The organism is Bacteroides congonensis, from assembly GCF_900130125.1.
Taxonomy (GTDB): Bacteria; Bacteroidota; Bacteroidia; order Bacteroidales; family Bacteroidaceae; genus Bacteroides; species Bacteroides congonensis.
Map to the genome: position 1 here is coordinate 24,108 of NZ_FQXY01000009.1, position 24,076 is coordinate 48,183.

Here is a 24,076-nt window from a genome sequence, read left to right on the forward strand (position 1 = left end):
ATGACAGAAACAGAAAAACAACAGATTGTTAGCCTTGTGCTGCAAGCGTTGAAAACAAACAGTCTTACAATAGAGCAACTGACTGATACAACCGAGTTATCTAAAGATATGTATGTTGAGGTTAGTGGTGGTCGGAAGATATCTATTGATTTACTTTCAAGCACCATTGCTAAAATGGTGAATGGTGATTTTGATGCATTAGTGAAGAATGTCAATAAGATTGCGAAAGATTTGTCGGATGGAGACACCGAGTTGTTGAAACGTTTAACAGGAGTGTCTGATAAATCCAGCCCTTTGACTGACCCATTTAAGAGTATCGGTACTTTTACTGCTATTGGTAGCTTTAAGGATAAATTGAAAACAATGTATTCCGGTGATTCTTCTATTGGGAATTATCGGTGTATTTTGTCTGTTGATTCGTCTAAGATTCCTGTAAATATACAGATTGAACGGTTGGAACTTGATAGGGTTTGTCAATCATTCACTTCGTGTATACAACTGGCTACCATGTCAGACAATGCCGAAGGTGTGTATTTGGGTACAGTTTGTACTATCTCACGAATCGGTATTGTTTCCGGTGGGAGTGTTACATGGGACAAATGGACTTCTGTAATTAGTGACTTTGAGGAAAGAATAGGGAAAGCGAACGGTATCGCTCCTTTGAACGAAGAAAGTAAAGTTCCTTCTGAATGTCTGCCTGAACCGTTGTCTCTTGGGGAAGGTGAAGAAGAAGCTTTCCCCGGCAACCGTGGAAAGTCTTTGGAAGATACAATGAAAAATATCCCTTCCGATATAATCAAACCGGGTTCTTTCTCCGTCCTGTCTGACGCTTCCTATCTCAATGTGTATTTTAAGAAAGTGTCCAAAACAACCGGTAAAGAAACGGATGACAGCTTCCGTCTGCCTTCTGCTACCCTTGAACAAGCCGGCCTTTTGTCCGCCGAGGATAAGCAAGCCCTTGAGGATATGAAGAACGGTACGCCTGACGACGATGTGACACACCCAGTCGTCATTGTCGATGAAATTGCACCATTATCAAATGGCTATTATACCCTTGAAACAGCCATTGCTGCTATAGTGTCCTATCAACAGGAATCAGGTATCAATTATGAGCGAACGGGTCTCATCATCACTTACAAAACAGGCGAGTATGAAATGGAAACCCGGCAATTCCAGGGTGCCGTGTCCGATTTTGCGACCCCTTCTCTTTGGAAACCCTTCGGGAATGGTGGCGGCGGTTCCGTTGTTGAAACTTCCGATGAACCGGCGGAAGGGGGAAAGGACGCCTTTTCAACTGGTGGCGCCTATGCCTATGTTCCGGCCAACCTCGACGTAAACGTTGAAACAGAAGGCATCGTAAAACTTCAGATGAAGAACGCTGCCGGTGAAACCCTTGGCGATGAAGTGCAGTTCGCTATCGGCACGGGTGGCGGCGGTCAAACTGGTGGTACCATTGTTGCCATTGCTTTCCAGTCGACACCTGTCTATGGCTCTTACGGCTCCACGCTACGAACCTTTGCCGCCATTCGTTCCGTGACCTCGAACGGTGTTGAATCCTCTGACAACCTGATTGAGAAACTGGAACTCGTAGACCGTGAAAGCGGGCTTACCGTCTGGACTGAAACCGTCAACAAAGCATCTTCCGGTGACATGAAGGACTTCTCCTTTGAACTGGACTTCACCGCATACTTTACGGCTGCCGGTACTCGGAAATTCAAGCTGATAGCCACTGACGAAAGCGGCAACACCGGTTCCAAGAATGTCAATGTAACAGCTGTTGATATTACCTGTACCTGTGTGCAGGTGCTCAACTATACCCCTGAAACTCTGCTTACTCCGACAACTGAAAGTTTCAGCCTTCCACTCTATAAGTTCGGAAACAATACCTCTGATAAAGGTATCAGTGCCCAGGTTGACATCAAGATTAACGGTGAATGGCAATCCCTGTCTACCGCTGTTGTCAATGACAACTACTCGCACTCTGTCGTAATCCGTCCTGCTTCCCTCGGCCTAGAACACGGTACCTATCCCTTGCGCATCCAAGGAACGGATGTCGCATCCGGAGTGAAAGGAAATGTCATTTACACGGCTGTCATGGTAATTGACCCGAATAGTTCCACACCTCTTGTCGCCTTGAGATACGATGATAAAAACGGTGGAGTAGTCCGACTGTACGAAACCGTAGAACTTGATGTTGCTTGTTATGACCCGTTGGAAATGACTTTACCCGTCAGCGTGAAAGCCAATGACGTGCAGGTAACACAAATTGCTGCCAGTCGTAACAAAACCTATCAGGTCAAACAACAACTGCAGGGCTACAAGGCTGACGGCACCGATACGGTCAACTATACCGCCGTATGCAAGGACGTAACCAGCGAACCTGTCCGGGTGACAGTTAGCGGTTCCGCCATTGACGCCGCCATAAAAGAAGGCTCCATCTATAACTTTGACTTCTCATCCCGTACCAATCAGGAAACCGACCATAGCATTGTCAGCGGTAATTATGAAATGAAAGTGGACGGTGCCAACTGGACTACCAACGGTTTTGGCACATTCCTGGGTGAGAACTGCCTTCGCGTAGCCGAGAATGTGGGCGTGTCATTAAACCATGCCCCGTTTGCCGGTTCGTCCATCGAATCCAACGGTGCCGCCATCCAGTTCGCTTTCGCTTCCAAGAACGTGACCAATGATGACGCCCTGCTCCTTGGCTGTTATGATGAAACGTCCGGTGCCGGCTTCTATGTCACTGGCCGGGTGGTCGGCATCTTCTGTAACAATGGTGTTTCCCGTCGTGAAGAACGCGCCTACCGGCAGGGTGAAAAGATAACTGTAGCCGTGGTTGTTGAACCTGCAAGCAACTACGTTGAACGTGACGGTACACGATATTCTATGATGAAACTCTTCCTCAACGGTGAGGAAGTCGCCTGCCTTGGTTATGTTCCGGGCAGCGGCTCCCTGATTCAGACCAAATATATAACGATGGACGGCAGGCTGGGTGATTTGTACCTTTATTACATGATGGCCTGGAACTCTTATATGGAATGGGCACAGGCGTTCAAGAACTACCTTGTCCGTCTGACCGATACGGAGGTAATGGTGAAGGAATACGCCTTTGAGGACGTCCTTAAAAGCCAGACAGCCGAGGGTAGTACCCAAAGCCGCCCGTCGGCTGCCGAAATCTATTCACGCGGTATGCCTTACATTGTCGAATGCCCCTATGAAGGCTCCGATATAGAAGCACTGGACGGCACCACTTCCACCAGTACGAAGATATACATCACGCTCTATTACTTTGACCCCGAACGCCCGTGGCGTAACTTCAAGGCCATGAGTGTCCAAACCCGCAACCAGGGAACCACCTCTGCCAAACGCCCGGTCAAGAATAAACGCTACTACCTCGCCAAGAGCAAAGGCAAAAACAAGGACACTCGAATCATACTACTTAATCCGGACGATACGACGGAGGAAGGACGCCGTGCAATAGCCTTGGCCGCCATCAACAAAGTACAGGTCGGTGATAATACAATCCCGGTTGATGTCATTACCGTAAAAGTCGATTACTCCGATTCCGGCAATGCGAACGACTGCGGCGCCTGTGAAATGATGAACGTTACATACCGTGCCTTGGGTGGTAACTATATGACACCTGTCCAACGTGCATTTGACGGAACATTTGACAGCGGTGACTTGCATATCGAAGACTTGCAGATGAACCACTCTACCGCCAATCACCCGGTAGCCACCTATCGGTGTAAGGATGACAGCCTGCAAAACGTCTATTTCCATGCCAAAGGCAACTGGAAAGAAGACAAAGGGGAACAGTTCGCCCTCGGCTTCAAAGATACCCCCGGCTATAACAAAGGTTGCCTGAATTATGGTGACTTCATAGAGTTCTTTGGTACTCCTGACGAAACTTTAGACGCAATTGAGATACGCTTCAAACAGACTGACGGACTCGATACGGACAGCGTGTACCTGCTTTCCCTGTATTGCGGTAGTTCGTACCGGATAATGAGGTATCAGGACAGCTCATGGAAAAAGCAGTCCGGTTCCATGAAGTATGAAAACGGCAAATGGAATGTCACCGGTGACGTCCTGAATCCGGTTGAAGGTTTCGAACTTCTTAACTACCAAGGTATGGACTGGTTTCAGGGCGTCGGTTCTGTTCAGGACATGATGGCCATGAAAACGGACAAGTCCTCATGGGTTCAAAAACTCGTGGATAACGGAACTATCTCTGCTGATACCTTCCCGGCATGGACTTACTACTTTGAATCGCTTGTCGATGATGACCAGCTCGCCATTGATTACGCTTTGGGTAAGAAAGTGCCCTATAACCTCTACCGATGGTTGCGTTTCTGTGATTCCTGCGATTACTCCAAAGGCGGGAACTGGCAAAGAACATGGAAGGAAAACCTGTATAAATACGCCTGCCCAGAAAGTGTCTTGAGTTATGACATCTTCACCGACTACCTTGCCGCCACTGACCAACGCGCCAAGAATATGCAGCCGATGTGGTTCTTGGAAGAGTATGCTTCCGTAACAGACGGTGTGTACAGCTCCGAGGATGCCATGCGCATGTACCTGAATAAAATCTATGACTGCGATACGCTCAATAGCAAGGACAACGACGGTGGTTGCACGGTTGATGCCGAGGTGGACCCCAACCGGACGAGCGATGAAACATTCACTAACCCTTATGCTGGCTACGGCTCCGTTCTGTTTAATAACATCTATCTCCAGCAAGTAGTGTGGACTGACTCATCCGGTACGGAACTCTCCCTGCGTACCGTTGCCGCCGCCATGCGTAACGTTCAGGCGACCATTGACGGCGTCACCCTGCACCCGTTCTCACCCGAAGGAGCTACGCATTTCTTCATTGACAAACGGCTCAAAAAATGGCAGAAACTGGTTAGTTCTTACGACGGTGAACGGAAATACATCTCCTATACCGCCACCTCTGATGCTATTTACTTCTATGCCCTGCAAGGTCTTGGACTTACCGCCCTTCCGTCTTTCATCGAAAGACGTTGGCGTATTCGTGACGGCTATTTCCAAACCGGTGATTTCTTCAGCGGTGTAATTTCCGGGCGCGTATCTTCCAAATCAAACGCCACCATCCGGATTGTCGCTGCTAAAAACGGTTACTTCGGTGTCGGCAATGACGCTAGCGGCAACCTTTCCGAAAGCTGCTTCCTTGAAGCGGGCGAAGAATATGTATTCACCAACTTCTCACATGAGGAAGGCGCCTTGCTGTATATCTATCAGGCTGACCGCATGAAGCTGCTCGACCTGTCTGAAATCTCCCTGTCAAGTACGGTGAGCTTCTCCGCCATGCAACTTGTGGAAACCCTTATCTTGGGCTCTGACACCCATACAGAACAATCCATCGGTTCTTACGCACCGCTTACCTCGCTGAACTGCGGCGAAATGCCCTTCCTCGTATCACTCGATATCCGGAACACACAAATCGCTACGCTCGTTACCGACAAATGCCCACGTATCGCCCATATCAATGCGTCCGGTAGCAAACTGGAGAACATCACTCTTGCAGAGACTTCTCCGATTAATGACATCTCTCTTCCACCAACAATGACAAGCCTCCGTTTTGTCGGTCTTCCTGAACTGACCTATACCGGTCTTTCCGCCCCGTCCGGCCTGCAAATAGAATCCATGCCGAACGTCCAACGCCTGCGTCTTGAAACGTCGCCTCAACTTGACGCCATTCAGATGCTCCGTGACGTCCTCGCTTCACAAGCGGCATCCCGTAAACTTTCCATGCTCCGTATCTCGAACATGACCCTGAAGGCTGACGGCTCCGAGCTTCTTGCCATTCTCGAATATGGAGTCGCCGGTATGGATGAGGACGGTAACAGACAGGATAAACCGGTAGTCAACGGCACGTATGAACTGACAGTTATCCGTGAAACGGATGAAATCGAATCCCTTGAATCCGGTATCGACGGCCTTGTCATCCTTACCGTCATAGATGCCTACATCGACCTGATCAACTGGTTCAATAATGAGTCTTATGGCGGGGAACCGTACTACGATAACGTAACGCTGGACAACATCAATGAAGTCCTTGAATATTATAACGGCGAAACCTACGAAGAATATCTCGAACGGTTTGCTGAAGACAATATGGATATTAATGATTTAATAAACAAGTAACTATGACTAATGAACAAAGCGCCACGCTGCTTCGCTTGAACAAACAGGCACAAGTAGCAGCACTGAACGCCGTTGGATTCTCGGATATCACCGAGAATTCCCGTGCATCTGAATTTGGACAACGTATCAAGTGGGCCGCCGGGCTTCTTGACCTCTGTCTTGCCTGTAACCGCATCTCTGATAACTCCAAGGCATACTTTACCGCTGCCGAATGGAACTCCCTAACCGCTGCCAACAAACAACTGTACATCAAACGTGGGCTTCGTATCCGTGCCCATGGACACTCCTTCGTAATCGCCGCTCAGGAGTGTTATAATGCCGACATGACTACTACCTTCTATTGGGGCGGTCAGGGCAAAGCCATAGACGGCCTGAACCAAAAAGGACTGGGTGCCATGTACGGCTGCTTCACGGGTGAGGAAGATACCGACCTGATTATCACTACTCTGAAAGACCAAAATAATAGTGGTGTGATCGGTGCGCCAGCTGCCGAAGCCGCCCGCGCCTACCGTGCCTACACTTTGGAAAGTGACGGTATCGAAGACGAATCCAACTGGTTCCTTCCGTCATCCGGTCAAATGCTTCTGATGTACCGCTACCGTGATAAAATCAATGAGATGATGCGTACCTTTTGGAGCAGTGATTCCATGCTGATGACCGATAAGTATTATTGGTCAAGTACGATTTGGGATAATAATTCCGCCTGGACTTTCGAACTGAATACCGGACGTATTACGAACCAAAACAAAAATTCAAATCTTCTCCATGTGAGAGCTGTTGCTTCTGAATAGCATTAACCTAAAATTATATAATAAAATGGATAAAAATATCGCTAACGCAATGCTTATGCGCCTGAATAAACAAGACCAAGTTGCAGCTTTGCAATCAATCGGTTTTACAACCGTCAATGAAAATACCCCCGCAAGCGACATCGCCAAATATATGCAATGGTCAGGTACGCTTCTTGACCTTTCTTTGGCTACGCTCCGGATTGAAGACGGTGAACAAGTCTTTTTCACGGCTTCCGAATGGAACTCCATGAGCGCGAATAATCGCTCCAAGTATATCCGTATCGGCATCCGACTTCGCGCCGAATGCCACCAGTTCATTATCGCCAAAAGCGACTGCGTTGACGCAGGCGGCAATAAAACGTTCAAATGGGGTGGCTACGGAACTGACCTACGCGGCCTGAAAAACTACGGCAGTGGTAACCAAGGACTCTATGATACCTTTGACGGCAAGGAAAATACCGATGTTATAATAGAAACCCTTGCAGGCGTCAAGGACACCCAGGGAACTGTCGGCGCCCCTGCCGCCGAAGTTGCCAGAGCCTATAAAGCCTGTACGCTTGAATCTGACGGAATTGAAGATACAACCGTGTGGAACCTGCCCGCACTGGGTGAACTTATGCTTATGGCCAAGTATAAAACCGAAATCAATGAGCTCATAACTTCTATGTTTGGTAATCAAAATATATTTACAAACGACTGGTATTGGTCTAGTACCGAATACGACGCTTCCAGCAGTTGGTACGTGAGCTTCGGCAGCGGCTTCGTCAACACGAACGGCCGCCAGTGCGCGTACCGGGTTCGTCCCCTCGCCGCAATAAACACTTTATCCCTTTAATTCTTTATCCCTTAGAGAGTTATCTAAATAAAAGCCCCGGCAGGGGCTTTTTAGTTTCACTTTTTTGAGCTAAAATTGTGTTAATTGCTTTACAGTTATTAACTTTGCGCCCTCTAATACATACATTAAAATATTAAAAAATTAACATGGCACTTACACAAGACCTTCCTATATCAAATTCGATGTATAAGCTTCTGAACCTTATCATTGATGCCCGGCAACAATTCCCCAAGGCGTTCCGGTATGAATTTGGTACGGAGTTGATGATGCTTGCCGTTCATTGTTGCGAATATATCCGTTATGCAAATACAGATATGAACCTTGAGCACCGTGCAGATTATCTGATGAAGTTTTTGTGTGAGTTTGATGCATTGAAATTACTGCTAAGAGTGTGTGAAGAACGACATTTGACCAGCCTGACTCAAACTGCCGAAATCTGTCTGCTTGCAGAGAGCATCGGTAAGCAAAGTACCGGTTGGTACAAAAAAACGGTTGCAGATCTCCAACGGCAAAAAGCTAACGGATCGCAACAAGTCGCAAAGCCGGAGTCATAATCGCCAAGGGGATTATGAGTGAGCAATTAGAATTATTTATTGGGCATCCCCCCGGTGATGAGCCGGGAAAGACTAAGATAGCGGATGCAACGGCTTCCAGCAGTTGGAACGTGAACTTCAACAACGGCAACGTCAACACGAACAACCGCCAGAACGCGAACCGGGTTCGTCCCCTCGCCGCAACAGGTAATATAATCTATGACATACTTCTTAGCAGTATTTTCGAAGCATCCGAAGATTGTGCCAGGCAGAAAAGAACGAGTACGGATTGTGTTGAGTTCTATAATGATTATCAGTCTGCATTGGTGCGGCTATGGTATTCTATTATTTACGGTGAATATGTACCGGACTTTTCAAAAGTATTCATACGGACTTACCCGGTATATCGGGAGGTTTTTGCCGCCGCTTTCATTGATCGTGTTGTCCATCACTGGATCGCTCTTCGTATCGAGCCGATTTTAGAGGAACGTTTTCGGGAACAAGGGAACGTCTCGAAGAACTGCCGGAAAGGTGAGGGATGTCTGTCTGCCGTGCACTATCTGAATAACATGATAGTCGAGGTCAGTGAGAATTATACTGCCGATGCGTACATTTTCAAAGATGACCTGTTCAGTTTCTTCATGTCTATCTCGAAATCGTTGGTATGGGAAATGCTGAACATATTCGTAAGGGACAATTATAAAGGCGATGATATTGAATGTCTGCTTTACCTTCTAGCCGTTACTATCTTTCATTGTCCACAAAATAAGTGTATCAGACGCTCTCCCGTCTCCATGTGGGACAGACTTCCCAGTAATAAAAGTCTGTTTCATAATGATCCTGACAGGGGAGTGGCTATCGGGAACCTGCCGTCACAACTCATAGCCAACTTCCTGGCGTCTGTATATGATTATTTCGTGATGGAAATACTGGGATTCATATATTATGTACGCTTTGTTGATGACTTTTGTATCGTGGTGAAATCTCCGGAAGAAATATTGTCCAAAGTCCATCTTCTTGATGGTTTCCTGAAAGAACAGCTCCTTTTACGGTTGCATCCGAAGAAACTGTATCTTCAGCATTATAAAAAAGGAGTCTTGTTTGTAGGGGCGTTCATTTTGCCTGGTAGAATTTATGTATCTAACAGGGTGGTTGGTAACACATATAACGCTGTCAGGAAATTTAATAGAATAGCTGAAAATGGATTTGCAGAAGCGTATGTTGAGAAGTTTGTGAGTACGATGAACTCTTATTATGGCCTGATGAAACACTTTGCAACGTACAATATCCGCCGTAAAATTGCAGCGATGTTGCTTCCTGAATGGTGGGAATATGTTTATATCGAAGGACATTTTGAAAAGTTTGTATTGAAGAATAAATATAACCATAGAAAACAACTAATTAAACATATCAAAAAACATGGATCAAAAAAATATCTTACCGCGTGGGATTGCTAAGCCTATCGAGCAACAGCCGGACGGAACTTGGATTGTACGTCATCACTTCCGGGTGGTTGGTACCAGTGAGAATGGTGAAGAACTGGTAACTTTTGCCAGTTCGGAATATCCCGAGAAACCTACCTTGCAACAGATTCAAAGAAGTATTGACCGTTATCGGGTGTGTCTAACAATGTATGGAGATACAATTTCAGACGAAATAGAAAAGGTTGATCTTTCCGTGTATATGTTTACGGATTAATAGTTCAATCTGTTGGTTGTTTAGGGGTGCTTATCAAGCATCCCTTTTTTATTTATGGAAAAAGTGAAAATTATAATGTCTTGTTTTATAGATATTTATCATAGAATTGATTTCCAAGATTTTCCATTTTTGTAAAACTCGTTATTATACTCAATACATTTGTTCCATACAGAATATTTTATTAATAATTAAACGCTATGAGTATGGGTATAAAAGTATTGTATGATTGGCTTTTGCAATCTAACCGACCGGCACACGTCAAAGCCGGGATGTTCGTCTTTGTTGTAATGCTTGTTTTCTGTTTCCTTCTATTAGGCATTGATTTCTGTAAATCTGCTATTGTTTCTTTAACGACAACCGCCATTGCCGCAATAGTGGTTGAGTACATTCAGAAAAAGTGCGGGTTCATCTTTGATTGGCTTGACGCATTAGCTACTGTTTTGCTTCCTGGGCTGATTACTGTGTTTTCAATATTGGTAGTAACTTTATGATTAATATTATGAGATGGTTATATGAGTTATTTAATGTAGACCAGATACGAATTATTTTCGTTTCGATGTTCAGTTCTCTTCTTGCTTATTTAACGCCGACTAAAGGTTTTCTTATAGCATTAGTTGTAATGTTTGGATTTAATATTTGGTGCGGAATGAGGGCTGATGGTGTTTCAATTATACGTTGTAAAAACTTTAAGTGGGATAAGTTTAAAAATGCCTTGGTCGAACTTCTCCTCTATCTTATAATCATTGAAGTAGTCTTCTCCTTTATGAGCTTGATAGGAGATGGTGAGAACTCATTGTTAGTTATTAAGACTATTACGTATGTATTTTCTTATGTATATCTTCAGAACGCATTTAAGAATCTGATTATTGCTTATCCTAGAAACAAAGGGTTTCGTATAATTTACCATGTAATACGTTTTGAATTTAAGCGGGCTACGCCTACACATGTACAAGGAATTATTGATAGAATCGAAAACGAACTAGATAAAGAGGAAAGATATGAAAATATTGATTGATAACGGTCACGGTAGTAATACTCCGGGTAAGTGTTCTCCAGATGGCAGGTTAAGGGAATACTCCTATACCCGTGAAATTGCTGGGCGTGTAGTATTTGAATTGCGTAAATTAGGTATTGATGCGGAACTGGTCGTGAAAGAGGAAATAGATGTTCCTTTGTCAGAACGTTGTAGGCGAGTGAATGAATATAAAACTTCTGAAGCAATTCTTATTTCTATCCATTGCAATGCAGCCGGTAATGGTTCAAATTGGATGCAAGCACGTGGTTGGGAAGCATGGACCAGTGTGGGACAGACAAAAGCCGATAAGCTGGCTGACTGTCTGTATGCTACTGCTGAAGAATGTTTGTTTGGAATGAAAATACGGAAGGATATGGCAGACGGTGATCCAGATAAGGAGAGTAGTTTTTATATCTTGAAACATACGAAGTGTCCGGCTGTTCTGACGGAGAATCTGTTTCAGGATAACAAAGAAGATGTGGATTTCCTGCTGTCAGAGGAGGGGAAACGGACTATTGTCTCTCTTCATGTGAAAGGTATTTGTAAATATCTGAAAGTATGAAAATGCTAATCTATATAACCATGTTCCTGATGTCAGGAATATGGTTTACTTCCTGCAAAACTTCTCATAACATTGAGTCACAAAAGCAGATTGACTATTCAGGGGATTTTTTGTATTTGCGAAACTTAATTGAATCATTACAGCTGGATGTGAATAAGCAAACGAAAGTTACTACTGACAAGTTGAGTGATCTGAAAATTGAGAATAAAACAGTTTACTTGTCGCTTCCGGATTCAACCGGAAAACAGTATCTAGTCAAAGAAAGTACTACCACCGCTTCCAAACAGGAGCAAGAACGGAGTGAAGTTGATGAAACATTATCCATTACTTTGCAGCAGTTCTCGAATCGACTTGATACTATAAGTAACAAGTTGAATGCTTTACTAAATCAAAGAGAGAAGGTAGTCGAGTTATCTTGGTGGGATTTACATAAAGATAAAGTTTATATAGGAGTAATTATTTTGATTATTATCTGTTGGCTAGCGTATGGATTAAGAAAGAAGCCATTTTGTTGAGAATACAATTCTTGATTAAAAATATATGGTTAAAAATACAATATTTGAGAAATAATATATATATTTGCAACTGTATAAACAAGTGCCTTCGTGCCGGAATACAAAGAAAATGTGTTCCGGCATATTTTTTTGCTCGGAATACAAATGTTTAACTTAAATAATTATTTGTATGGAACATGACAATTGTAGAATTACTGGCTTTGGAGCGATAAGTCAGGAAGATGCTCGGGAACTTGAAAGGCAACAAGCCGATTTACTTAAAGATGAGCTAAAATCCTTATCTTCTTCGGATGATAAACAAAGAATTTTAGCTATAAAAGAAAGACTAAAAGCTATTCGGAAATTAGCTGAAAATGATTAGTTAGAATTTAGCCCCGTTCAAGGATACGGGGCTTTCTAAATTTGTAGTTGTATTTTGTAACATAGCATAATATTGCTATTTTTTATAACTAATGTGATAACTATGGAAGATTGGAAAAAAAATGATGATGAAGATTTAGATGAAGAAGATATTTTATTAAGGAATAAATGTCGAGAAATGAGTGATGAGGAACTTAAAAACATAGTTCCTGTTTGGACAACTAATATTGAAAAAATGCAAGGGCCAATTTATCATCCTGCATATCCTGGTTCAAATTGTGTTTTTATGCGATGTAATCTTGAAAAGTTGATAGAACATTCAAGTAATTTGGATGATGTGGTTTTTAACAAAACATTTGATGGATATTGGCCTGAAGAATCTCGTTTTGCCAGAACTATAAACAGATGGCTTAATAAAGAATATGTTGATCCTCCTATTTTGGAGATGAAACAAGACGATCTCATCATAAAAGAAGGAAGACATCGAGCTATAATGGCCCAATACATTGGTGTGAAAGATATTATAGTTTGTGTTCCTCTGTATCTTATCGAAGATATGCAAAAATTAATAGATGCGGTTATTTTAGAAACTGATTAATAATTCATTATTGTACAAGAAAAAATGAGAGGTAGCCACAATTTGGCTACCTCTTTTATTTTGTAATCCTTCTAATCAACAACACATGAATCAACAAACTCTCCAGAAGGGTTACATAAGATAGTACTAATATATAATTGAAAAGTTCGGTAAGGATATAAAAAAGTGAGCACTTTTCTTTTAAGTCAAGTATAGCTATAATTGGTGAGCACTTATATTATATTGTTTGCTGTGATAAATAAGAACAAACTTTAGTACCTTTGGAATCTATTATTTCTGGAAATATTTTTTATTTATCAAAATCATGATTATATTTGAATTGATAATATTGTTTTAAAACTTATTAGATTTTGATTTATGATAAGAATGAAAAGAAATGTAAAAGGTTGGCTCGTTTGGGGAACTGTCATCCTCATATTAATTATAATAGTCATTTTAGCTTTCTATTTTATTCAGACCAAAGGTAAGTTTGCGGATAAACAGACCGACTGGGGTGAGTTTGGAAGTCTATTAGGAGCGATTGCAGGATTAATAGCATTCGTCGGAGTTTTATTTACATTAAGACAGAATAAACAGCAATTCTTGAATAGCGAGGATAGAGCTGTCTTTTTTGAGTTGCTTAGGATTTTTATTTCATATCGGGATGCCTTGCAAGTGAAAAGAATAGATTGGGTATATGATGAAAAACAATCTGAATGGAAAATAACTCCTTACAATGAGTTTTGTACACCAGATAAAACTTATCGACAGATTTATGTAGAGTTATACCATACTTTCTATTTGGAAATAAGAAGAGGTATTCCTGAAAATTTTTCCAAAGAGGAATTTGTAAGGAGGGTTATTCCCAAAAATATGTCTAAAGAGCAATGGATGTTTATATATGGTCAATTGAATGCTGCCATTAACAACATTTATTCAGAGCATGAATTTGGAATACATAAAGGAAAGATTAATATTTATCCTGTACATATAAACACTTATGATTACCTCTGTTTAAGTGCGATTAAGATCTATTTTGAACAGAATAATTTCAAGCCCATAGCTGAAGCTTGTGCTAAAGCCGCTGATCATTGTTTTGCCCCATATAAAAATCAACTTGGCACATATTTTAGGAATGCTTATTATATTTTGGAAATGACTTCGGAATTCACTTCGCCCCTAAAATATTCGAATATATTTCGAGCGCAACTGTCAAAGTATGAACTTGTGTTGTTGTTTTTTAACTCATTTAGTTCATTATCAACAATTGAGACACGAAGGTTATACTTGAATGCCGATTTGTTCAATAACCTTGAGTTGAAAGATGTGCGATTGAAAGAGGGGATAAATGATGAATCTGTATTCCGCCGAATGGAATATATACATTTTCCACCAGTCTTGTTTCAAAAGGCAAACAAAAACGAATATATGTCTAGTGATTTGTTGGAAAAATTGTACAATGTGATTCTTTCAGAAAATAATATACTATAGAATGTTCGGTAGAAATAAAAAAGTGAGGGGAACCACCCCCTCACCAAAGTCAAACCAAAATAATCCGAATTATGTCCGTATTATCTTGATGTTGCAAAGATACAATTATTTTTCGATTAGACAATAAAAATCCCTGCATCGGCTCAATGCAGGGATGGTGTCAAATAAGAGCTTAACTGATTTTTAATGATGTCTGATGAATCATTTCGCTAACATCGTTCAAAGCGTTCAGGAACGTTTTGAGTTCATTGTCAGTAAAGCGAGCCTTTTTCCCGTTGACTATATTCCCGTTAATACGCTGATATAGCCAGTTTCTACTTTTACCAAAATATTTCTTTGCAATATAACTGAATGAGATTGCTTCGGGCAATTCTCCAAGTTTATCACGTAATATGGCTTCTTCCGCTCTTTCTATATAATCATTGCAGGCATTTACCGTTGCTTTTAGCCCAGCTTCAGATGCTTTTTTGTAGGCTTCCTTTTGGGCTTCCGGTAGTTTATTATATTTATCCTGCATTTCCTTTTTGAAAGCTTCTTTTTCTTCTGTGGTTTTTAGTTCTTTGAATCTTTCAAAGTCAGCCTGCATTTCTTTTGTTGGCAGGCAATCATTCCAATCTATCATAGCTTTTAATGTTTGTCCCTCCCCGAAGGGAGGGATGTTAATTACAACTTTTTTAATTTCTCTTGGATTTCGTTCATCCGATCGAGTATGTCATTTATAAGCGCTTCCCGTTCTTTGGCATTTTCAGGAACCCCATAGGCCTCGTGAAATGAAGCGAGAAGTTTTAAATTCTCATACTCTTGTTCTAATTCTTTTTTTTCTTCATCTTTCATCAGTTAAACATTAAAATTAAGAACTCTTATTTGACACTACAAAGATAATAAGCATTTGGTTATTATGCAAATTCTTAGTGATTTATTTTATATGTGATTATTCATTTTTCAAGTTGTCAAGTATTTCCCTGATTGCTTTATCAGCGTGTTTTCTCATTATTGTGACATAGTTGAAGATTGGTCTATCTTCTTTCATTGACTGCCCGATACAGTATTCCAGTGTACTAAGAGGAATTCCCAGGTCATATCCATGTTGGACGAAAGATTTGCGGGCTGAATATAGGGTGAATTTATGCCTGATTCCTGCCACCTTGCCTAATTGACTGATTTTCCTGGCCAGCAGGTTATAGCAGGAGGTATAGTTCTTGTATTTCCCGAATATGATTTTCCCTGTATTCTTTTTCATATACTTTTTTATAATGGGCTTTGCTTCTTCGGGAATGGAAAAGGAAATCAGGGAGTCCCCCTCTTTGGTGTTTTTGGTCTTTTTTCGGATGTAGTTTATTTCATCCGTCCGGAAATCGTATGCTAGTATGTCTACTAGGTTCATGCCGGCAAGATAATAAGTAAGCATGAAAATGTCCCGTGTGACGTTGAGATTGTAATGCTCTAAATTGGCGTCCCTGATTGTCTTGAGTTCTTCGACGGTGATTTGCGTTTCCCTCTTTTGGGCTGATGGAATTCTGGCTGTGATGAAAGGGTCGATATCGTAGGTGACGTATCTCATCTTTATAGCATAGTTAATGATAACCTTTAGCAGGGTTATGTAGATGTTGATTGTGGTGCTTGACAGTTTTGTCTTTTTGAGCCATGATATGTACTGGTTCATTCTGATAGGGGTAATATGTTCCATGAGAGAACCGTTCCCGATGAATTGCATAAACTTGTTTGTGGCCAGCCGATAGAGCTTGTATGTCTTGGTACGTTCTTCTTCATCTATTTGGGACAGATATTCATCCACGACATCTTCGAACTTACGATGCTTTTCTCCGTTTAACGGGTTAGTTATCATTTTGACTAATTGCGTGCACGTGAGCGAATCAGGGTAGTCCAGTTCCATGTATCGCTTGAAATAAAGGTTGTATAGCTGTTGTAATTTTGTATTGAGAAAATCCTTGTCTGGACGGTGTACTATTTTACCGTTCTTAAACTCGTTTTCCCTTACCACTATATCCGTGGTGATGAATCTCGTTTCAGAGTTGTGTGCGACTCGAATTCTTATTTTGTGTGTCCCGTCTGATAACCTTTTTGCGGGAACTATTACCAATGTTAATGTAGCCATAATTTGTGTTTTTGTTATAAAAATGGCGTTTTCGACCATTATTTTTTTAACATCCTATTGTAATTTACTTATAATCAGATTCTAAACCGGAAATTTTCCGACCATAATCCGACCATTTTATAGCGTCAAAAGTGACGTTTTTGCTCTCTATTATAGACTACTAATTGATAGGAAAAATAGTTCGATTGTGCTTTTAATATTCTGTATATCAATAAAATAAAAATCGGAAGCTCATGCTCGCTCGCAGGCTTCCGATCAACACAAAAACTAAACTAGACTTAACTAAACTATTCTATTCTCGGAATTTCACAATCCCTTTCTGTTCTCTGCAAAGGTAGGGATAAAACGGCTTTTGACAAAGCATAATCGACAAAAATCGCATTTTCACCGATAAAATAACCAACATTAGCTCCGTTCGTCAAGGAAAGTCTGAAAAACTTGCTTGTAACTGTCACTGATAGGGATATATGTTTTGTCAAAAACAATGCGGCCGCGGTCGATTACACGTATCTTATCTTTCTGCACGATGAAGGAACGGTGTACACGTATGAAACGACTGGAAGGTAAAAGCTCTTCCATCGCTTTCATGCTCATGAGTGACAGAATAGGCTTGGGAACGTCTTCTGTATAAATTTTGATATAATCCTTCAACCCTTCGATATACATGATTTTCTTCAGGTCTACCTGCACTAGCTTATAGTCGCTTTTCACAAAGATGCTGTCTATCTCTTCCGGCTTCTGCACCAGTTCGAACCATTGAAGCGCCTTGTTGGCCGCTTGCAGGAAATCTACATATGAGATAGGTTTCAGCAGATAATCGAGTGCATTGACACGATAACCGTCTATGGCGTATTGACCGAAAGCGGTGGTAAATACGATGCGGGTGCGTGAATCCACCATCTTCGAGAATTCCAGTCCGTTAAGCTCCGGCATCTGAATGTCCAGAAACAGAAGATCTACCTCTTCATCCGGCAACTCTTTCATTGCCTGGACCGCGCTGGAATACTTTCCCGCCAGTTGCAGGAACGGAGTCTTGTCCACGTAACTTTCCAACAAGCTGAGAGCTAAAGGCTCATCATCGACAATTGCACATCGTAATACCATATTATTCTATATCTAAAGTTTTATACTTAACGTTTTCCACCTACTCTTTGATTTTAATACTCAATCTCGATTCATAGACAGACTCATCCTCTGAACTGCCTTTCGACCAAGTGTAAGCCCCCGGATAAAGTATCTCCAACCGCCGGCTCACTTGCTCTAATCCGACACCCGAACCACTCTTATCTTCCACTGTCTTGGGATGATTGCTATTCCGGATTTCACAAACCACTTCCTTGGCATTCTCTGAAATATGAATACTGATAAAACTCGGTTTGGTAGGAGAGATGCCATGCTTGAATGCATTCTCTATCAACGAAATGAAGATAAGCGGCGCAATAAGCGTCTGACTATCCGGCTGAATGTCGAATTGAGTAGTCATCCGTACATTGGCCGACAGGCGGATACGCATCAATTCAATATAGTTGCGGATAAAATCCACTTCCTTGCAAAGCGGTACATACGTCTGCTGATTATCATACAATACGTATCGGAGAAGTTTGCTCAACTCCTGCACCGCTTCCTGTGCCTTGTCCGAGTCAAACGCAATCAGAGCATAGATATTATTCAGCGTATTCAGCAAGAAGTGGGGATTCAGTTGGTTGCGCAGGTTTTTCAGTTCGGCTTCCGCACGGCTTCGTTCAGCTTCTTTGCGGGCAGCTTCGTTCTGCGTCCATCGGGCACTCATACGAATGGCGGCACTCAGTCCGATGGTAAAGATAAGGCTCAACATATCCCTGAGGAAGAACAACCATCCCGGCGGCATACCCGGTCGTTTGGGTCTGGGAGCGAAGGACGGGTCGAATGTCAGGCTTTGCCACAGATGAAGTAAAAGTCCGACAACGCATAGGAAGATAATATTATAGATAACATATCTTTTAGCCTGACTTTGGAAAAGATAGCGGGGAACCAATAAGAAATAATTGACGTAGAACACAATCATAAAAGAAAGTGGTACGGCAAGATGGCGTATATACGCCATCCAGTTGATGTTCCCGTTCCCGCGTTCAACGAAAAAGAACGGGAAACCGAACATAATCCCCCAGCCGATAATGTGTATCAGTATCTCCAGGGGACGACGTGCGGATGTAAAGTTTTGTTTCATAAAGACAAAGATAGTTTTTTATTCGTATCTGATGGCCTCTATCGGGTCTAAATCTGCTGCTTTCTTGGCAGGATACCATCCGAAGAAGACTCCGGTGACGGTACATACCGCAAAAGAAAGGAACACACTCCACGGTTGGATATAGATAGGCCAATGCGCCACGCTTTTCACAATCCAACTGGCTCCGCAGCCGATTATCACGCCGATGATGCCACCCGTGATACTAATCATGATGGCTTCAATGAGGAACTGGCTCAGAATATCGACCCCTCGTGCGCCAACTGACATACGCAGACCGATTTCGCGGGTACGTTCCGTTACAGATACATACATGATATTCATAATTCCGATACCGCCTACCACCAGTGAGATACCTGCGATGCAGGCAAGCAGAGTCGTCATCAAATCGGTAGTGGAGTTGAGCATCGTACTCAATTCCTGTTGCGTACGGATGGTGAAATCATCATTGTCCGATTCCTTCAGTTTATGGTTGCGGCGAAGAATCGTACTGATTTCATCCGTAGCATATTCCGTCATATCTTCAGTGAGAGCAGAGGCAAACACACCCTGCAAGTACGTAACGGCAAGCAAACGTTTCATTACGGTAGTGTAGGGAGCAAGCACTACGGCATCCTGGTCTTGTCCCATAGAGTTGTATCCCTTTGCTTTGAGCACACCTACCACCCGGAAGGGTATCTTGCTGAAACGGATAACCTTGCCTACCGGATCACTTCCGTCCGGGAAAAGATTGTCCACTATCGTCTTTCCTATCACACATACTTTTGCCGAACTCTGTATGTCGGCTTCCGTAAACATCTCCCCATTTTCCACCGTCAACTGGCGAATGTCGAGATATTCCGTTCCCACGCCATTCACAGATGCCGGATAGTTATTGTTGCCGGCAATAAGCTGTCCAGATGAGGATACATTGGGACTGATGGCAGACAGGAAACTTGTCTCATCTCGCAAGGCTTCATAATCGGCAAGCTTCAAGGTCTGCATGGCCGACGGGTCTTGCCGCACGCCGCTACGCATATCGGCTCCAGGATGAATCATAATCATGTTCGATCCCATCTCGGAAATCTGCTGCTGGATGCTTTTCTTCGAACCCTGTCCGATGGCGAGCATCGTGATGACGGAAGCAACACCGATAATGATACCAAGCATGGTGAGAAAAGCACGCAGCTTATTGTTCGCCAACGCCCGGAGAGCTATCTTGAATAAATTAGTTCCATTCATAATAAATAATTTGCTAATTGGTCAATATACTGATTTGCCGGTTTGCCGCCCTATGATTGCGTAATCTATGGGGCGCACTGGCACATCGGCATATTGAATGATTATTAATCCTCGTCATTTTTCGGCAACGCAGCCAATGCTTCGGCGGCGGACAGAATCTTCGGATTAGTAGTATCCTCAATGACATGACCGTCACGTAGACGGATATTCCGGCTGCTATATTGCGCGATTTCGGGATTATGCGTTACAAAGATAATTGTACGTCCTTCGGCATGGAGCTTCTGAAACAGGACAAGTATCTCGAAAGAGGTACGGGTGTCGAGATTTCCGGTCGCTTCGTCGGCAAGAATCACAGCCGGATTGTTCACCAACGCACGCGCAATGGCAACACGTTGCATCTGTCCGCCGGACATCTGATTGGATTTATGTTCCAAACGGTCACCCAGTCCCACGGCCTGCAAGGATTCCACAGCCCGGCGGCGACGTTCGGATGCGCTGACGGACGAGTTGTACATAAGCGGTAGTTCCACATTCTCCACAGCCGTCGTTTTAGGCAACAGATTGTAGCTTTGGAACACGAATCCAATCTTACGATTTCTCAGTACCGCACGTTGAGGCTTGCTCATCGTGCGTACGGGAATATCATCGAGCAGATATTCTCCACTTGTCGGAGTATCCAGGCAGCCTAGTATATTCAGCAGCGTGGACTTTCCCGAACCGGAAGTACCCATGATGGTGACAAACTCCCCTTCGTTGATAGTAAACGAAACGCCCCGTAACGCATGGACGGTTTCGTCTCCCACCTGAAAGTCTCGTTTGATATTTTGTATTTCAATTACTTTCTTCATGGTTTTCACTTATTGTTTTTCTTCTTACTGCCCGGAGGGCCCGGCATGAACGGGCTTCTTTCGCCACCACTTTCTTTGTTGGGCTCACCCCCTATATTTTCGCCCGGCAATGCACCTATAGTAGCTTCGGACACCACTTTCGTGCCTTCAGCGATTCCACTGATAATTTCCGTAGATATACCGTTACTGATTCCGACTTCTACCGGATGAGCGGTGAATGTCATTCCTTCACGCGTCCAGAGTTTATGTTCGCCTTCGCAATCTTTTACGATGTCATTAGCGCCGATCAGAGGTTTTTCCGGTACGAAACGCAGGGCTTTGTTCGGAACGGACAATACATCCTTTTTATCAAGAATATAGATCGTAACATTCGCTGTAAGACGTGGTTTCAGTTTTTGGTCGGGATTGTGAGCGGAGATTACTACTTCATAAGTAACTACCGTGCTACTGCTGCTACTTGTACTGCTCGTACTGCTTGCATCTCCCAAACGAATCTGCGTCACTACACCATCGAACGTATCATTCGGATAAGCGTCTACCGTAAAGCTCGCACGTTGGCCTTCTTCCACACCGCCTATATCGGCTTCATCCACATCGGCTACCACCTGCATCTGCGTCAAATCCGCAGCAATGGTGAAAAGCGTCGGAGTCTCGAATCCGGAAGCAACCGTTTGTCCGGCTTCCACATCGCGGCTGATAACGACTCCATCAATCGGCGAAGTAATCGTTGCATAAGACAAGTTACGTTCCGCTTTTGCCAAAGACGCCTTGCTGCTGTCATAACTGCTTTTGGCCTTCTGATAATTATAAAGAGCCTGTTCGAAATCCGTATCACTGATCAGAGACTTCTCGTGCAGTCCTTTGCTGCGTTCATAATTCTTCTTCTGATATTCATATTCGGCCTTGGCACCATCGTAAGTTGCCTGTTGGGAAGCCAGTTCACTTTGCAAAGTGGCACGATCCATTTCAGCAATCAACTGCCCTTTGGTAACTGTCGAGTTATAGTCTACATAAATCTTGTCGATGATACCTGATACTTGCGTACCGACTTCTACTTCCGTCATCGGTTCGATGGTTCCGGTAGCAGTCACCGAATTGGAGATATCGCCTTTGCTCACGGTAACAGTGGCATATGTGACTTTGTGTTTGGCGGGCGACCCTGCAAAGAACCAAATCCCTGCACCTGCCACCATAACGACTGCCACGGCGATTAAGATAATCTTTTTCGTTTTCATTCGTTTATTATGCTTTTACTTATTTATTATAATGCTAATTTATCCCCCTGATAGAACTTCAGCAACTGCGTGTTCAGTATAGCCATATATTTAGCTTGAAGTTGTTCTTGTTGAGCTTGCAGTAAGTTATTCTTCTCAGTAAGAAGTTCTATCGTATTCTTCATTCCCAGGTTGAATTGTTCGCTAATCAGGTCATAGCTGATTTGTGTACTCCTCAGCTTCTCGTTGGCTGCCGCATAGCGCTGCTGTGCACTGTTGGCATCCAGCCAAAGACCTTCAATTGTCTTATACAGAGCTTTTTGTTCATCAAGCAGCGATAACATACTCGTTTCGCGCTGCAACTTAGCCTTTTGTACGGCACTCTTTGTCTGACGGTTATTGAAGATAGGCACACTGACGGACAGGCCGATGGAATTGTTCCATCCGTTCTTCACCTGTTCGCCGAAAGTAAAGTCGCTGCCGCTCGTATGATTCGTCCCGATACCTGCACTAAGGCTGATAGTCGGAAAATAACCGGATTTTGCAATATCAATCCCCAGTTCGGAAGCCTCTACATTGAGCTTGCTTGCCTCAATCTCCGGACGAATGGCGAGGGCGCTCACATACACATCTTTCTTGGTAGGCAATGGGGCAAGCACATTCTCGTCGGACAGGTTGGGGAGATAGACGTCCATTTCATTCTCCCCGTCCAGTTCGAGCAGTTGTTTCAGTTGTAATTTGTAATCTTGCAGAGTGGCTTGCGCCGTTACAAGTTGATAACGGTCGGTACTAACCTGAGCTTCCAGTTGCGCAAAATCACTTTTTGCAATACTTCCCGCATTCAGCAGTTGTTCCCCGCGATCCCGCTGCGCAATGGAAACCTGCAATGTATTTTCGTTTACTCTGACAGACTCGGCTGCATAAAGAATCTGAATATAAACCTGGGCTATGGATTCCTGAATCGTATTCTCGGAAGTTGCCACATCCAGTTCGGCTACATGGTTGTTCAGTTGTTCCTGCTTGATAGTCTTCAGCCGTTTGTTACCATTATATAGAGTCCACGAAGCGTTCAGACCATAATTACCATTGTAACTTGTCTTGCTGTTACTGCTGATAATCTCATTGCCGCTCACCCGGCTGCTCGACTCCTGATACGGACGATTCACCACCTGCTGACTGGTAGAAAACGAAAGGCTGGGAAACAAAGCAGCTTTAGCTGTCTTTACATCAATCTGTGTACTTTCCGCCGTCACACGGTTTTTGCGGATAGTAATATTCTGTTCCAAAGCATAGTCGATGCACGATTGCAAATCCCATTGGGCAGGGAGCTTCGCTTCGTTCAGCGTATCGGCTTGCAGCGGAGATTCTTGTGCGGATATGCCCGGAAGCATACCTGCACCAAGAAATGCCATCACTGTCAATCTTCTTACATTTATCATATTCATACTTCTATTGATTTACTGGTAACGAAGGTACGTACATATTATATTAGCTGCAAAAGCGATAGACGGAATACGGAATTTTGCCGTTAAATGTTTTTTTTCTGTCGATAGGTAGATTTTTTTAGAAAAACACAACAAAACCTGCAACAATTCGGGGTATTTGTTTGTTTTAATTATAAAAATTGTATATTTGTACTCATTACAAACTATAACGCCAACATATGAAGAATACACTGCTTTCTATTTGGAACTTCTATCTGGAAGGTTTCCGTAGTATGACACTCGGTCGTACGCTGTGGATTATTATCCTGCTGAAATTATTCGTTATGTTCTTCATCCTCAAATTATTCTTTTTTCCTGATTTCCTCGGCGACCATCCTACGGATGCCGACAAGGGAACCTATGTGGGCAACGAACTGATACAACGTGCCATTCCGGAGAAATCGACTGATTTTTAACT

General features: G+C 43.1%; 23 protein-coding genes. 14 read left to right on the forward strand and 9 right to left on the reverse strand.

Translation table 11 applies throughout. The features are described from left to right. From BQ7997_RS06790 to BQ7997_RS06850, 13 genes are all read left to right on the forward strand, one after another. Nucleotides 1-6,174, forward strand: a complete 6,174-nt coding sequence (locus tag BQ7997_RS06790) for a leucine-rich repeat domain-containing protein (protein ID WP_073344909.1) — start codon at nt 1-3, stop codon at nt 6,172-6,174. A gap of 2 nt (nt 6,175-6,176) precedes the next feature. Then, nucleotides 6,177-6,965 (forward strand): Lcl C-terminal domain-containing protein, encoded by a 789-nt coding sequence (locus BQ7997_RS06795; RefSeq protein ID WP_073344912.1) that lies wholly within the window; start codon nt 6,177-6,179, stop codon nt 6,963-6,965. 25 nt (nt 6,966-6,990) lie between these two features. After that, nucleotides 6,991-7,800 carry an Lcl domain-containing protein gene (locus tag BQ7997_RS06800; protein ID WP_073344914.1) on the forward strand — a complete coding sequence of 270 codons (810 nt, stop codon included), beginning with the start codon at nt 6,991-6,993 and terminating at the stop codon, nt 7,798-7,800. Between the two features lie 146 nt (nt 7,801-7,946). Then, nucleotides 7,947-8,354, forward strand: a complete 408-nt coding sequence (locus BQ7997_RS06805) for a four helix bundle protein (RefSeq protein WP_004300306.1) — start codon at nt 7,947-7,949, stop codon at nt 8,352-8,354. Between the two features lie 14 nt (nt 8,355-8,368). Further along, nucleotides 8,369-9,790, forward strand: coding sequence for an RNA-directed DNA polymerase (locus BQ7997_RS06810; protein WP_073344917.1), 1,422 nt, complete (start codon nt 8,369-8,371; stop codon nt 9,788-9,790). Further along, the gene (locus BQ7997_RS06815) at nt 9,753-10,031 is read left to right on the forward strand and encodes a hypothetical protein (protein WP_004300310.1); all 279 of its coding nucleotides are present in this window, start codon (nt 9,753-9,755) and stop codon (nt 10,029-10,031) included. Before BQ7997_RS06810 ends, BQ7997_RS06815 begins: the two co-directional genes overlap by 38 nt. A gap of 203 nt (nt 10,032-10,234) precedes the next feature. Then, nucleotides 10,235-10,522 carry a hypothetical protein gene (locus tag BQ7997_RS06820; protein WP_004300312.1) on the forward strand — a complete coding sequence of 96 codons (288 nt, stop codon included), beginning with the start codon at nt 10,235-10,237 and terminating at the stop codon, nt 10,520-10,522. Next, nucleotides 10,519-11,046 (forward strand): hypothetical protein, encoded by a 528-nt coding sequence (locus tag BQ7997_RS06825; protein ID WP_004311566.1) that lies wholly within the window; start codon nt 10,519-10,521, stop codon nt 11,044-11,046. The genes BQ7997_RS06820 and BQ7997_RS06825 overlap by 4 nt, the downstream gene beginning before the upstream one ends. Continuing rightward, a complete protein-coding gene (locus tag BQ7997_RS06830; RefSeq protein WP_008999356.1) occupies nt 11,030-11,608 on the forward strand; it encodes an N-acetylmuramoyl-L-alanine amidase in 579 nt (192 codons plus the stop codon). The genes BQ7997_RS06825 and BQ7997_RS06830 overlap by 17 nt, the downstream gene beginning before the upstream one ends. Continuing rightward, nucleotides 11,605-12,123 carry a histidine kinase gene (locus BQ7997_RS06835; RefSeq protein WP_073344919.1) on the forward strand — a complete coding sequence of 173 codons (519 nt, stop codon included), beginning with the start codon at nt 11,605-11,607 and terminating at the stop codon, nt 12,121-12,123. The genes BQ7997_RS06830 and BQ7997_RS06835 overlap by 4 nt, the downstream gene beginning before the upstream one ends. Before the next feature lie 169 nt (nt 12,124-12,292). Continuing rightward, nucleotides 12,293-12,484: a hypothetical protein gene (locus tag BQ7997_RS06840; protein ID WP_024987001.1), complete on the forward strand. Its 192-nt coding sequence runs from the start codon at nt 12,293-12,295 to the stop codon at nt 12,482-12,484. Between the two features lie 102 nt (nt 12,485-12,586). Beyond that, on the forward strand, nt 12,587-13,081 hold the full coding sequence (locus BQ7997_RS06845; RefSeq protein ID WP_073344921.1) for a hypothetical protein: 495 nt from the start codon (nt 12,587-12,589) through the stop codon (nt 13,079-13,081). Nucleotides 13,082-13,447: 366 nt separating this feature from the next. Further along, nucleotides 13,448-14,551 (forward strand): putative phage abortive infection protein, encoded by a 1,104-nt coding sequence (locus BQ7997_RS06850; protein WP_235817268.1) that lies wholly within the window; start codon nt 13,448-13,450, stop codon nt 14,549-14,551. Between the two features lie 172 nt (nt 14,552-14,723). Here BQ7997_RS06850 and BQ7997_RS06855 read toward each other — a convergent pair whose 3' ends face one another. From BQ7997_RS06855 to BQ7997_RS06890, 9 genes are all read right to left on the reverse strand, one after another. Further along, on the reverse strand, nt 14,724-15,173 hold the full coding sequence (locus tag BQ7997_RS06855) for a DUF5053 domain-containing protein (RefSeq protein ID WP_004311570.1): 450 nt from the start codon (nt 15,171-15,173) through the stop codon (nt 14,724-14,726). Nucleotides 15,174-15,214: 41 nt separating this feature from the next. After that, entirely contained in the window at nt 15,215-15,385 is a 171-nt protein-coding gene (locus BQ7997_RS25690; RefSeq protein ID WP_004313367.1) for a hypothetical protein, read from the reverse strand. Between the two features lie 97 nt (nt 15,386-15,482). Next, nucleotides 15,483-16,706: a tyrosine-type recombinase/integrase gene (locus tag BQ7997_RS06860; RefSeq protein ID WP_073344925.1), complete on the reverse strand. Its 1,224-nt coding sequence runs from the start codon at nt 16,704-16,706 to the stop codon at nt 15,483-15,485. 366 nt (nt 16,707-17,072) lie between these two features. Then, entirely contained in the window at nt 17,073-17,771 is a 699-nt protein-coding gene (locus BQ7997_RS06865) for a LytR/AlgR family response regulator transcription factor (protein ID WP_073344928.1), read from the reverse strand. A gap of 40 nt (nt 17,772-17,811) precedes the next feature. Beyond that, nucleotides 17,812-18,873 (reverse strand): sensor histidine kinase, encoded by a 1,062-nt coding sequence (locus BQ7997_RS06870; RefSeq protein ID WP_073344931.1) that lies wholly within the window; start codon nt 18,871-18,873, stop codon nt 17,812-17,814. An 18-nt stretch (nt 18,874-18,891) separates the two neighbouring features. Next, the gene (locus tag BQ7997_RS06875; RefSeq protein WP_073344933.1) at nt 18,892-20,112 is read right to left on the reverse strand and encodes an ABC transporter permease; all 1,221 of its coding nucleotides are present in this window, start codon (nt 20,110-20,112) and stop codon (nt 18,892-18,894) included. A 104-nt stretch (nt 20,113-20,216) separates the two neighbouring features. Beyond that, nucleotides 20,217-20,960 (reverse strand): ABC transporter ATP-binding protein, encoded by a 744-nt coding sequence (locus BQ7997_RS06880; protein WP_022140200.1) that lies wholly within the window; start codon nt 20,958-20,960, stop codon nt 20,217-20,219. Nucleotides 20,961-20,965: 5 nt separating this feature from the next. Next, complete coding sequence (locus tag BQ7997_RS06885; protein WP_073344936.1) at nt 20,966-22,195, reverse strand: efflux RND transporter periplasmic adaptor subunit; 1,230 nt, start codon at nt 22,193-22,195, stop codon at nt 20,966-20,968. Between the two features lie 26 nt (nt 22,196-22,221). Next, complete coding sequence (locus BQ7997_RS06890) at nt 22,222-23,619, reverse strand: TolC family protein (protein WP_083589193.1); 1,398 nt, start codon at nt 23,617-23,619, stop codon at nt 22,222-22,224. A gap of 218 nt (nt 23,620-23,837) precedes the next feature. On the opposite strand from BQ7997_RS06890, the gene BQ7997_RS06895 reads away from it, so the two are divergent. Continuing rightward, nucleotides 23,838-24,074, forward strand: coding sequence for a DUF4492 domain-containing protein (locus BQ7997_RS06895; RefSeq protein ID WP_022140203.1), 237 nt, complete (start codon nt 23,838-23,840; stop codon nt 24,072-24,074). Nucleotides 24,075-24,076 lie beyond the last annotated feature (2 nt).